At 55.1% G+C, this 13040-nt stretch carries 10 protein-coding genes; all 10 read right to left on the reverse strand.

All coding sequences use genetic code 11. The features are described 5' to 3' along the window. Positions 1-194 precede the first annotated feature (194 nt). The 10 genes from ACIQTW_RS05850 to ACIQTW_RS05895 all read right to left on the reverse strand — a co-directional run bounded on the left by ACIQTW_RS05850 (position 195) and on the right by ACIQTW_RS05895 (position 12909). Complete coding sequence (locus tag ACIQTW_RS05850) at positions 195-932, reverse strand: hypothetical protein (protein ID WP_402934695.1); 738 nt, start codon at positions 930-932, stop codon at positions 195-197. A 244-nt stretch (positions 933-1176) separates the two neighbouring features. Further along, on the reverse strand, positions 1177-3486 hold the full coding sequence (locus ACIQTW_RS05855; RefSeq protein WP_402934698.1) for a glycosyltransferase: 2310 nt from the start codon (positions 3484-3486) through the stop codon (positions 1177-1179). Continuing rightward, positions 3435-4412, reverse strand: a complete 978-nt coding sequence (locus ACIQTW_RS05860) for a hypothetical protein (protein WP_402934701.1) — start codon at positions 4410-4412, stop codon at positions 3435-3437. The genes ACIQTW_RS05855 and ACIQTW_RS05860 overlap by 52 nt, the downstream gene beginning before the upstream one ends. Continuing rightward, positions 4409-5662 (reverse strand): UDP-N-acetyl-D-mannosamine dehydrogenase, encoded by a 1254-nt coding sequence (gene wecC, locus ACIQTW_RS05865; protein ID WP_402934704.1) that lies wholly within the window; start codon positions 5660-5662, stop codon positions 4409-4411. The genes ACIQTW_RS05860 and wecC overlap by 4 nt, the downstream gene beginning before the upstream one ends. A gap of 27 nt (positions 5663-5689) precedes the next feature. Further along, the gene (locus ACIQTW_RS05870) at positions 5690-7603 is read right to left on the reverse strand and encodes a glycosyltransferase (RefSeq protein ID WP_402934706.1); all 1914 of its coding nucleotides are present in this window, start codon (positions 7601-7603) and stop codon (positions 5690-5692) included. Next, entirely contained in the window at positions 7600-8490 is an 891-nt protein-coding gene (locus ACIQTW_RS05875; RefSeq protein WP_402934709.1) for an ABC transporter ATP-binding protein, read from the reverse strand. Before ACIQTW_RS05875 ends, ACIQTW_RS05870 begins: the two co-directional genes overlap by 4 nt. Then, positions 8477-9364, reverse strand: coding sequence for an ABC transporter permease (locus tag ACIQTW_RS05880; RefSeq protein ID WP_402934712.1), 888 nt, complete (start codon positions 9362-9364; stop codon positions 8477-8479). Before ACIQTW_RS05880 ends, ACIQTW_RS05875 begins: the two co-directional genes overlap by 14 nt. Next, positions 9364-10980 carry a glycosyltransferase family 4 protein gene (locus tag ACIQTW_RS05885; protein WP_402934715.1) on the reverse strand — a complete coding sequence of 539 codons (1617 nt, stop codon included), beginning with the start codon at positions 10978-10980 and terminating at the stop codon, positions 9364-9366. The genes ACIQTW_RS05880 and ACIQTW_RS05885 overlap by 1 nt, the downstream gene beginning before the upstream one ends. A 131-nt stretch (positions 10981-11111) precedes the next feature. Continuing rightward, positions 11112-12386, reverse strand: a complete 1275-nt coding sequence (locus tag ACIQTW_RS05890) for a glycosyltransferase family 4 protein (protein ID WP_402934718.1) — start codon at positions 12384-12386, stop codon at positions 11112-11114. A gap of 4 nt (positions 12387-12390) precedes the next feature. Continuing rightward, positions 12391-12909 carry a hypothetical protein gene (locus ACIQTW_RS05895; protein WP_402934721.1) on the reverse strand — a complete coding sequence of 173 codons (519 nt, stop codon included), beginning with the start codon at positions 12907-12909 and terminating at the stop codon, positions 12391-12393. Positions 12910-13040 lie beyond the last annotated feature (131 nt).

Here is a 13040-nt window from a genome sequence, read left to right on the forward strand (position 1 = left end):
GTCCGGAGGCAACCAGGCATCTTTTCTCGGAGATATGGCCCTAATCTGTTTATCGAGCTCAGCGAGCTGCCTCTTGAGGCGAGATATCTCGAGTTCTAGTTTCTGCAAAGTAGCATTCCGTTCGTAAGGTGCGTCAATAGAAGTTTCTGCGTCCGGCGTTCTTGAAACTGCCCTTCAGGGATAGTCCAAGTGGGCTAACGGGGGATCCGAAGTGTAAGACATTCATCCAGCATCTGATTCACACGTTCCTTCGAAGGAGCGGAATGCGAATCTGATTCGTGGTCAAGGATGAAGTGAGCTCCAGGGCGATCAGCAGTGACTTCACGAAACGGTGAGAAATGATGCTGCATATGATGAGTATCGCCACTATTCTGCACATAAACAAAGTTAGCCGAAACCTGTGGGTCTGAGTACAACGTCGTCAAACTTACCCGGCGTGGATACGCTGCTTCTACGCCTTCAAACGATCGATACTCCGGATAGAGCGCAGTTGAGTACGCCTCAGCAAATACTCCATAGTATCTTCCGATGGATACCTGCGGTGAGAAAGCAAGAGCTACCGATCCCGCGATTAATGGTGCCATTGCCAAGGCAGCGAATCCTCCGCCGGAAAAACCAAGAAGTACTATACGTGAGGCACCGCATTGCACGGCAACGCTTCGAACAAGGGCGCCATATCGTTCTGTGAGGTTATCGTCGGAATCGCCTGTGTACCACGCTAGTTTTAGATCATCGTGAGACTCAAGGGGGGTGTCGGAAAGAAAGAGAAGGCTTTCTGGACGCTCTTGAAGCGTGGCCATCCATTCAAACCGCGGGAGCGTGTAGACCTCTCTGTTTAGAGCACCATGCAGGGCGACAATGAGCACGTCCGAGTCGCGAGGCTCCACCAAGCAATCCAGCGGATAGCTCTCCTCGGGGCCTGAAGGTTCCACGATGTGCCTCTGTCGACCCTCGACACGAAGATGCTCCAGGGTGGACCAATTGACAATTGGCGCCTTGTGCCGGGCGTCCCAGTTATCCATTACCACTTCACTTTCTCTTCGCCGCAACTCGTATGGATGGACTAGCGCAGCTGAACGGGCTAACGAGATCGACGATGTATTTAGGGCAGCGGGATTTCAGTCGACTTGCTTCGGTGTCACAGCAAATGACACCGAAGCAAGTCGACGAATCCTATTAACGAACCTGTTGCCTCTGGTCTACTGCCTTGCCTTCTTGCCAATTATGCAGAATTTCTTCCAAGACACGCACCGCTTGGACTGCATTGCCTACGGCCGACTTGTAGGCCAACGGTTTCGCACTCAAGGGGCTCCCCTCATCCACCAGACCCCAAACTGGCTGGCCACTACCCATATAGTCGGAATACTTAGAAGGCAGGAAGGGATTGATCATCATTTCTCCCGTGCGCTCAACATCATTAACCAGCAGCACATCAAACTTAGTCGTCAAGTTTAGAAACTCAAGATAGGGACGATATCCCTGCGCCTTGACGATTCCCATCAGACCAAACTGCTGTACCTGATGAACAACTTCATCGGGCTTGTTGGTAAAGACGTGCAACCGAAGCTTCTTACGGACTGACGCTGACGAATTCGACAGGGCAGTGAGAACCTCAACCAGACCGCGGTTTTCATAGAAAGCACCGAAGTAACCAACGTTCACCACGGAGTCGGACAACTCATACTTAGCGGGAAGCATCTCATAGCTTCTGCTTGGCGGCGTTGGATGCACCCTCACGACCGATTTCGCCTGGATCTCTTCCCTCAGACGAGTATCAGAGACGTAGCTCAACATGTATTCAAGTTGGTTTTCATTGGTAAAAATCAACTCGTCTGCGAGGATATACGTCAGATACTCGCACCAAGTGAATAGACTATCGGTTGCCAAAGTGTCAAAGCCCTTTGAGACCACTGCACGCTCAAACTCTTGGAATAAGTCGTCACGGATTAGCTCACCAGGCCTGTTCTTACCTTGGGCATCAGTACTCATTGGGTCCGAAAACTCGGCCGTCCATTCGACTTCTGGATGGCTCATCTTGAACTTTGCGGCCAGGAAATGTGACCCGGGCCAAAGTACACGACTGTAGAGAGTTTCGTATCCACCAATTAACGCATTCCGACTATCAGCTATGCCTAAGCCTTTGTGCACAAACTCAGAAATCTGCTTCCAGCCAGCGAAAGATGGTGGGGTGTTGATTTCTGTAGCAGTGTCTATAAATCGACCTGCAATCGTCTCAAGGTTGCTATCTTTTCTGCGGACAGACCCCATGTTGTTATATATGACGTCAACTATGCTACCGCGTTCAACAATGGCTTTGGATGCGACCACAGCGCTAGTGTCTGAGTATGGGGCGAAACAATAGCTTATGACCAAGCCGCGAGCATTTCCCGCATTGATGAGCGACCAAGGAAAGTCCTTGATTCTCAAGGCATCTACAGCCTCTGAAATAAGTTGCCTTTCCGAGGGGTTTTCAGCAAGGTAACGTTTCACAAAATTAGCTTGTGACTTTATCAGACCTGTCAGCAACACGTCGTTCGTTGACGAGTCCCAGCTTCGCTGGGATTCGAGTTGCTGAATAACCTCAAGACGCTGAGTTACCGCGAAGTCGAAGTTCAGGGGTTGACGAGAAATTGACTCATCCCGAAGGATTCGAAAATATGAACCCGAGGCTTCAGTTGTCGCTACTAGGGCGTCAAAGTTGTTCTCCACAGCCAAGCGTGCCATGAAACAGACGTCCTCACCACTCCTGAGGCTCTCTGAATACTTAAGCTTCTTGACTGCTTTCGTAGGGATTAACTTACAAGCATTGAGCCCTAGAAAGGTACTAACCGACTTGAATTTAAACTTCTTAGTACCACGTGCAGAGATCTGTACATTCACGGAGTTTGAAGCATTTTGGTTGCCATGAACATCAACGTTGACTATTGGTGAAATCGACACACAATTAGGTGAAGCCGCTGCCAGTAGTCTCTCAAGAAACTTGGGGCCAACATAGTCGTCATCGTCAACAAATGTCAGGTACTCAAACCGGGCTGCTTCGATGCCCACATTGCGGGCTGAGCCTGCACTGGGACGAGCCTGGTACAGGATGCGCATTTGATGCTCTGGATTGTTCCCACGGAACGTATTGGCTATGTCGTATGTGCCGTCATCTGCTCCATTGATGACCAAGATGATTTCGAAGGATGAAGGGTCAAGTGTTTGATCTACCAAAGACTGCAGGCAAACCGCGATTCTGTCGCTGCCCAAGTAGCTCGGAATAATTACACTGACGCCGGGAGTGAATTCTTCAGTTCTAGAAGGGGCCTGAGGCACTTCAGCCTCGCCGAGCAAGCGGCGAAGAGCCAAGATCTCTGCATCACGTGCAGTCTCATCGACCACCATCCTGGAGCCATAGTCGACGTCAACATGACCCTCTCTTTGCTCTGCCACCTTTAGGTCTCCTCTTTCGATTGCTTGTTCGCCCCTGATGTCTTTCGCCCCCACAAACGCAGCGTTAACTTGCCGAGACGGGAGTTGGCCAGCGCGTGGTATCTGCTGTCCAAGGTGTGGTACTTGGTGTCCAGGGCATGATATTTGCTATCCAACGCCTGGTACTCGGAGTCCAAGGCATGATATTTGCTGTCCAAGGCCTGGTGCTCTGTGTCCAAGGCTTGGTACTGGGTGTCCAAGGCCTGGTGCTCTGTGTCCAAGGCTTGGTACTTGCTGTCCAGAGCGTCATAGCGACGCTCCAGCAGAATCAGGTCGTTCTCGAGCTTGCGCACATCCTCGGTTTGGTCCACCACGGGTGTCTCAACTTCGACTGGAGCATGATCAACCGCCGGTATTAGTACCTCCAGGAGGCTCAGGTGCTTGCCGCGCAGCACATTCAGTTCCTGAAGAATTTCGTCCGGTTCTGCTGCTGGATTCACGTAGCTCTGGCCCGAGAGACTGGCATTGACGGCTAAGCCCGCCCGAAAGCTCTCGAGATCCAGCCGGCCTGCGCCGTCCTTAGCCGTGCCGACAACTACCCTATCGGTAGTTCCTTGAACGCTGTGGACGGCTATCCGCTCTGGAAGCCCCAGCAAGCCAAGTTGCTCAAGGGTCTCATTCAAAGGAGCTTGCAAGCTCCAAGTGATAGGTGAATCCGGGCTCAGCAGGCCAAGCCCGAGGAGCTCGGCTGCCAAAGAGAGTCCGGATTTTGTGACCAGAAAGGACTGAGCGTCAAAGGACCCGACTGATCGAAAGTCATCAAGGCTGCGGACTAGGACCGCATCCAACGGAATCAGAGAGTATTCGGATTCCGTTGTTACCCCGCCAGTAATAACGGTGACACGGCCGGCGGGCACACTCTCACCCGTAAGATCCACCCCCGCGCTGAAACCAATCAAGGTGTCTGCGCCTACTTCTGGGTTCCCGACAGCCGTCGTCATACCAGCAGCGCTCCTCGAGTATCAATCACTGTCTTGCCAACCAGAAGCTCCGGGGCTACTTCCTTGACAGCATCATGGTCCACAAGCACGACAACAACACCCGAACGTTCGATGGACTCCGCCACACTCATAAGTTCAACGTTGCTGTGGCCGCTGAGCTGCTTCGGCAGTTCCTCAACGTGAGGCTCAGCAATGTTAATGCGTCGATCACCCAATGCGTCTGCCAAGTGTGCAGCAATCTCAATAGCCGGCGATTCACGGAGATCATCGATATTCGCTTTGAAGGCCAGACCCAAGACAGAAATCTCGGCTGTAGCGGGAAGGTCCTGGAGGGACGATACAACTTGCTGGAAGACCCATTCCGGCTTCGCATCGTTGACCTCACGGGCAGTCCGAATCAGTCGCGCTTCATCGGGTGCGGCGGCAACAATGAACCACGGGTCGACTGCGATGCAGTGCCCACCCACGCCGGGACCGGGCTGCAGGATGTTGACTCGCGGGTGGTGGTTTGCCAGACGAATGAGCTCCCACACATCTATGCCAAGCTTCTCACTAATCACCGACAGTTCATTGGCAAAAGCGATGTTGACGTCCCGATAAGAGTTTTCCACGAGCTTAGCCATCTCGGCTGTTACAGCATCCGTTGTGAGAATCTCACCCTGGCAGAACACCGAGTAAAGGTTCTTCGCCGATTCCGCGGCTTCGGGGGTCATGCCGCCAACGATTCTATCGTTGGTGACTAGCTCAATCATGACGCGGCCAGGAAGAACCCGTTCCGGGCAGTGAGCAACCAGAATCGCAGGGCGTGAATCTGATCCATCAAGGCTCAGGTCCGGGCGCAGGTTGAGAATGTAGTTGGCCATGTGTTCAGTGGCCCCTGGAGGAGAAGTCGATTCGAGAATCAGCAGTTCGCCACCCTGCAGCTGCGGGGCGATACCCCGGGCGGCTGCCTCTATGTAACTAAGGTCAGCAGAGCGGTCTTCTTGGAACGGTGTGGGAACAGCGACGATATACGCCTCAGCCTGAGGGGTGGAAGTCGTTGCCTTAAGGTGTCCTTGGCTGACCGCTCCTGACACGTGAACGCCGAGGTCCGGCTCCACGAAAGGCACCTGCCCTGCGTTCACCGCATCCACAGTACGTTGGCTGACGTCCACACCAATGACCTCTATGCCGTTTGTCGCCAGAATGGCAGCAGTTGGAAGGCCAATGTAACCAAGACCGATTACAGCTACGCGATTAATAGTATTCAAAGTATTCCCCGTTTTTGTTTGGTTTATCTAGACAGTGATGTGTTCGGCAGGATTGCCCCAGAACTGAATGACCCCGGACGCGAGTAATTGGTCGTCGGTAGCGGTCCACGTATGCCCGGAAGCCGACCGTTGAACGTAGTAGTTGTATCGGTCAGAGGCATAGATCTTGCCGCCGGCATCGCTGACCGCGCGCATGAACGCGGTGTCTTCTCCTCGTCCAAGCTCCTCAAATGGATAGCGTTCGAAGATTGACTTCTTGGCCATGATCGTCGCACCAATAACCATATGGCTGAAGCGATGTTCCATATGATTGAACCTCAGCAGTGTGGCATTACGGCTCTCGATATACATGAAATGCGCTAGCTTGCCAACGACGTCAGCCCCGGAGAACATCAAGGCGTTGACCTGATCTCGAAGGTAGTTCGGACCGTAGTAGTCGTCGTCGTCCATCTTCGTAAGAATGGCACCACTCGCTGCTGCAACACACAGATTCAGGCAAGTACCAAGACTGACGGTCCTGGGCTCGTGAAGAAGCGTCACTTTACGTACGCCATATTTCCTTCGCAAACGCCAAATTTTCCACCAGCTGGGCTTGAAGCCATGGGTCAGCAGAACCAACTCGACATCGACCCCCTGTTGGGAACCAACGGTCCTGAAAACATGTTCGAGTTGATGGGGGCGAATAGTCGATACCAAAGCGCTCACGGATTCGGGCTCCACTGGGCGAACCCTGTGAGGAAGCGCCAGCCCTACGACTGTTTCGGCTCTGTGCGCGTAAGTGTGCTCTGCCCAAATTCGACGTTGGGCGAGATGAACAGAACGATCGTTGAGTTCGGGGCTCCTCATCAACGCCCTCATGATGAACGCTGCATCTTCTTTGTTTTCCACACTGTGAATCTCACCGTTGGGGAAGAACCTAGGCAATGCAGGGCTGGGCGTGGTAACCACGGGTGTTCCGGAAGCAGTGATTTCGAAGATTCGGCGAGCACACATGCTTGGAGAATCAACTACGGAGTTGACGTTCAAAAAGACCTTGTAGGCCTTGTAGGCCGTTAGCATTTGATCGTATGTCAGCGACCCAACAACGTGGGAGGCGTACGGTTCCGGGAACTGGTAGTCCGGATTCCCGCCGAGCTGACGCGAAAAAATCTCCAAGCCGTGTTTGACCCTATCGGATCCGGCAATGGCGCCATCGAGCAAAAGACGCATTTGTTCACGGCGCTCAGGATATTTGTGAGCGAAGTACATACCTGCGAATGCCACGTCACGCGAGTGGCGACCTTCTCTTGGTCGGACAGGATTGTGGATGGCCGGTTGGGCTGCGAAAGGCAGTACATCGACGCGGTTGTGTCCCAGCGCCTGCCTGTATTCCGGGAGCTTGTTTTCGTCGGAAGTGAAGACAACGTCAAACTCGCGGGCAGCCGGCAAGAAGTCGTGGAAGTGGGGAGGGTCTTCTTTGTTCCAAAAGACCGTCGGAACGCCGTTTTCTCGGCACCATCCCATCAGGTTCAGGAAATCCTGCTTAGGGCCGCTGGTCCCAGTCAGCTGGTATCTCCAGGAACCACCATTGCCTTCCCACGCGGACTCGACAAACAAGAAGTCGATGTGCTGCTCCTGGAGCTGCTGCATCCAGCGATCCTTCGTCAGAAAGACAAGATTCCATTCGAAGGCAAAGGCCTTGGCCGAGAAATCATCCAGGATTACAGCCACGGTTAGATCGTCCCGGCGGGACGGCACTTGCGGGTAGTCGAAGGCCGGGAAGGTGAGCTGCCGTTTCTCCCCACTGGTCTTAGACCCTGCTGGGCGCGCTTGTACGTTCTTGTTGGATGTCTTATTTACCGCCAGTGCCCGTTGGCGCTTATGGAACGTCTGGAGTTGCCGGACTCCTCCAGCTCGAAAGTGCCAAGCGGCCTTCCGGAAGTTTTCTACGGTATAAATCATGCCCGGCTCCTACGCATCTTACTTCTGGCCAATACTTCTGTCATTTGGAGATTGGCCCGTGCTTCATCACGGATCCTGGCCGCAGATATACCGTTTCCTTTCGCAAGGTTTCCAGTGAAATCCTGGTAGGCCTTGACGGTTTCAGCCGGGTCTCCGTCCATAATCATGTGGCCCATATCCAGCCACACAACGCGGCTGCACATGCTGGTGATGGTGTCCAATGAGTGGCTTACGATGAAAACACAACCCGCCTGTTCACGCAGCTGATCCATGCGGCGCTTACTTCTCTCACCGAATTGGGCATCACCTGTGTTCAAGGCTTCGTCTACAAGAAGAATCTCCGGATCAATACTTGCAGCAATCGCGAATCGGAGCCTCGATGCCATGCCTGAGGAGTATGACTTCATAGGCAGGTAGATGGACTCCCTTAGCCCGGAAAGCTCTACGATGCTCGTAAATTTAGCGGCTACTTCCCGGCGGCTCATACCCATGGCGAGACACCCAAGAACTACATTCTGATGACCCGAAAGATCGCCGACTAGCGCTGCGTTGACTCCCAACATTATGGGGGTGCTAGAAGCGAAGACAGCACCTGAGGTGGGCCTAACCTGTCCGCAAATGAGCTTCATCAGGGTGCTCTTTCCGGATCCGTTTCGGCCGATAATGCCCACCGACTCACCGCGCTCCACCACGAGGGACAGTTCGTGCAGGGCCCGCACGGTTACCGTGTTGGGTCGCCGTACCAGGCGACCCAAAAAGCTCGTTTCCCGGCGTTCCTTCGCCACCGCGTCAGCATCCGTCGTAACCACGCGATACTCCATGGCGGCACGATCCACCACTACGCAGGGGTGGCCCTCAACATCCAAAACCTGTTCAGCCACGACCATAGGATTCCTCCCCCTGCCAGAAGAACACCATGCCAACGAGAAGCGCGCCGAGAGCCCAAATACTGAGAGTCGCCCAAGACTGCCACGTCGGAGGTTGAGCGTAGAGAACACAGTTGCGAATGATGTCAATCACGTTGAAGAGCGGATTTAGCTTCATGATCGCCAATATGTCTGGGTGAGTGACAAATTTCTCGTAGGAGTAGAAGATAGCGGAGCCATACATCCAAGCCCGCATGAAGAATGGCAGCAAATGCGTCGCATCATGCACTCTAGAGATGACACGCGCCAAGATCAGCCCTACACCTAAGTTGAAGATGGCCTGCAGTATTACGGCTGGGATAATCATGAACCACAGCCAGGTGATCTTCTCGACTGGTGGAATCAGAGTGATGATCAAGAGCATGGCGAGAATCAACGGGACGTTGGACATCATCTCCCGGATGTTGACCCCGATGGGAAGAGTTGCCCGCGGGAAGTTGAACGCTTGGACTACTGCTTTGTTGCTATGAATCGACCTCGCGCCGCTTGTAATGGCTCCAGACGTACCTTGGAAGATGAAGATGCCGATGACCAAGTAACCAACGTAATTTTCGATGCCATGGCCGGTTTGGAGCAGCAGCCCAAAGATCACAAAGTATGTCAGCCCGTTGAAGATGGGGTTGAGCAACAACCATGCACTGCCCAAACGGTCACGGCGCGTCCCGCTCTGAACCCTGGCGTGGGCATCATAGAAAATGAACTCCCTGAAGTCCCACAGTTGAACCAGATAATCCAGGAAACCCGGGCGGGCCCCGACACGCGTCAGGCGCCGCATATCTACAGCCAGTGGCTGCACCACTGCTGGCTCTGGCATTAGTTGCTTCTTGGCCGACATCAGCTGACCCTCCTTCTATAACTGGAAACCAAAGATTCGTAGGCTCGACCGTACGCGGCTGCGTTGGCCTTCCACGTCCTCGTGGCTAAAACAAACTCCCTGCCTTCGGAACCCAGGCGTTCCCGCAACCCTTTGTCTTCCAGCAATTCATGCAAAACCTCAGCTAATAGTGCAGGTTCCTCAGCCTTGGTCAGTCGGCCGTTGACCCCATCGCGAACTATTTCACGCAGGGCATCAAGGTCGCTGGCCACTACTGGGCGTGCTGAAGCCAGCGCCTCCACTGGTTTCAACGGGGTAACTGCCTGAGTCACTGCTGAATCCTTACGGGGCACTACGAAAACGTCCAGCGCCAAATGATAAAGTCTGGCCTGCTGCGGTGACACCCGCCCCGTGAAAATGGTCCTGCCCGCAAGCCCTAAGCGTTGGACCTGATCACGCAGTGCGGGCGCGGCTGCGCCGTCACCTACCAGGATCAGCTTCAACTTTGGCAGCCTTGGCGCAAGCAGCGCAAATGATGTGACGAGGTCGTCTAGGCCTTCATAGCCAACTAGGCTGCTGACCGTGCCGATGTAAAGGTCGTCCGGGTCAAGACGCAGAGCACAACGAGCCTCTTGGTGGGTGAGTGGAGCTTCCAGATAAGCGTCCCCCACTGCATTGGGGCTTATGAGGATTTTGCAATCAGGCACCCCCATGGCCACGATGTTACGTTTCATGGTCTCCCCGAGAGTCACAACCAGGTCGGCTGCAAGCATCACTTCAGCCTCCCGCGCAGTGAAGAGCCTGTATCGCTCGCTGCTTCGCGCCGCCTGATCCCTGCTGGAAGCCCAGGTATCGGCCAGCTGCCCACGGACTTCATAGACCCACGGTTTGTCCAGTGCATTGGCTACTTCTCGCGCGACCAATCCGTTGACGAAATGGGTGGTGGTATGAAGGACTGACGGCCTGAAGTCCTTCGCTAGCGTCAAAAGCTGGAAGGCCTGCTGCTGAAGACGTCCGTCCATGGTCGACTCCATGCGATCCGGCAAGATCCGCTCGTACCGAACGCCTTCAACGATGTCGCGCTTCTTGGCCGTCAAGGCACCGATCTGCACGGGGTATCCCCAACGGGTCACGGCCAATGTGTCCCAGCCTGCGTCTTGCTGTGCGTTCAGAATGGAGTGGGATCGACGCGCGTACCCGCTTCCAGTGTGGGGCACAGAGTTGGTCAAAAGGTGGAGCACTCGACGGTCTACTGACGTCGACGGCGCGAACTGCAGAGTGGGCTTCCACCCCGAGAACACGCGGAGCTCCGATTCGAGGCGCAGCCGCTGTTTCGCTGGCTGTCCGACCCTTCCTTGTAGAAGATCTACAGCGCCGGTCATATCGCCGTCGTACCATTTCCGTCTGGCCATCGTCGCCGAAACACGCGCCGAGTCGCCAGCAAGCAAGAGCAGCTCATCAGCCCATCGAGGTTGTCCGGCGGCAATGGCCACCTCGGCAGCTTTCCTGGCCGACTCGGCCTTACCGCCGGACCTAAGCAAGCGTTCAAAACGTCGGGCTAGTTCACGATCCTGACCCGCAGCGTGGCTGGCCAAGAGGAAAAGAGGGTGTCCCGATGAAGGTGCTATCGATGCCACAAAACGAGCCAACGGCCGGACGAGTCCGGGCGGCAACTTCCTCGAAATTTGCATCAATAGGACAAATGGCGACTCGGTGAGATGCTCCAGCACCGTTTGGGTAGTAAGCCGTAGATTGAGCAATAGCTGGATCATCTTTCCCGCTCCTGGCGTTTGGCATGATCCTGACCGACCAGCGTGGAAATTGTGTCCATATACTTCACGGCCAAGTGCGCGTAATCAGCGTTGTCACGCACCCACTCGCGTCCGCTGGCGCCAGCGGCCAACCGGCCGCGATCGGCCGCCAGTTCCCGCCATAGCTGGGCTACAGCTTCAGGGGTAGCAGCAACCACGTCTCCCCCTCCGGCTTCAAGAATGATGCGTTCCGCTTCGCCTCTCACGATTGCCGTGACGTGCCTGCCGATTGCCAGAACCTCGTAGGTCTTGGATGGCACCGTAGTGTCGAACGACTTCCAGTCGTCGCGAAGGGAGACAATGCAGGTGTCTGCTTCCCGGTACTTTTCAACCACCGCCGGCCCCTGAAGCGAGGGATAGAAAGTCACCGGAGCATTCAATTCCCGAGCCAACTTCACTAGCTGGGGCCGGGTGGTGCCATGTCCAACGAGCGTCAGCTGAAAGGCATCGCCCAAGAGCGCACTGGCTCTGATCAAAATATCGAGGCGTTGGCTTCTCCCGTGGTTTCCCAGATACAAGGCCTGAAAAACGGCTCTTTCTTTCGCCGGAGGTTCCAGGAAGGGTACCGATTTGAGATCCAAACCGTTACTGACGGTTGCCACGTTGTGCAGGCCGCGCTCCCGCAAGGTGTCGGCAAAGCCTTCTGTGACCGTCACAACAAGGTCGGCACGTTTTTGCACGAACTCCACGATGCGTTCAACCAAACTTTTGACGCTTCCCTGGACTATCCGGGCGTCCCGAGCGAGGTCTGGCCAGGCATCACGCATCTCTACAATAAAAGGCACTCTTCTAAGGCGAGAAAGGACGAATCCCGTAGCAAGTGTCGGAAGGCTTGGGGCAGTAGCGAGAATTGCGTCTGGCCTTTTTCCTCCGAGACCCAGCGGAATGGACATTGCGGCCGAGAAAGTCTGATCGACAAAGCGCGCCAAAGATGATGTGCCCAGGTGTCGAAGGTAGGGGACACGGTGGATAATTTCGCCGTGAGGGCCGCTCTGGCGGGAGAAAGCGATTCCTGCTTCACGTCTCGGTAGGTTCCGTCGACCATTCGGATAGTGAGCTACCGGAGCAACAACGTCGACTTCCCACCCAGCCCGGCGAAACTCACGGGTAAGGGACATCCACCTGCGCTGAGGAGGGCTGTGTTCCGGCCAGTAAGAGTGAGTCAAAAGCATGAGGCGCATTGGTGATGCAGGATTTTCTGCAGCCATATCCCCTGGGAGGGAATTAATCATTGGCCTACTTGCCGTTAGCGCGGGGTCCGGAGACTCCCTTGAATCGCAAAGCCCGGAAGTAAGCAGCACCCAGCAGAATCAACACCAATACCGTGAGGCCTTGAACGATGGGGTTGCTCTCCGCAACCGGGGCTAGTGCCACCTTCAGGGGACCCGCGATATCTGCACTTACAACGGGCGGAGCTGCAGTCTTTGTGGCTACCGGAGTAGGAGTGGGCGAAGGCGTGGGCTCTGCCGTAGGGGACGGCTCAGGTTCCGCAGGAACAGCTGGCTCCAAAAGCAGGTTGGGATCCGCGTCAGGGTATGTGGGGACCTGTTCAAGCGGCGTTGTCGGGACTGCCGGAGGAATCACTGGGACGGCCGGGGCTACCGCAGGAGGCAGCACGGGCGTAACAACCGGCTCGACAGGAGGTTGAACCGGGTCTGGAGCCGGTACTGGGGCGGGATCAGGAGAGGGGACCGGGTCGACGGGAACAAGAGGCGGGTCCACGGGAGTGACAGGGGTACCGGGGATAGGATCCACCGGCAGGGGATCTTTTGGATCGGTTCCCGGACTAGGCTCCCCCGGTTGTTCTGTAGAAGGGCCCGGCTCCGTTTCCGTGGCAAGAGCAGGTTGGGCACCGAAAAAACCAAGAATGGCCAGCACCAGAATGG

The organism is Paenarthrobacter sp. NPDC090517, from assembly GCF_044769165.1.
In the GTDB taxonomy this organism is placed as follows: Bacteria; Actinomycetota; Actinomycetes; order Actinomycetales; family Micrococcaceae; genus Arthrobacter.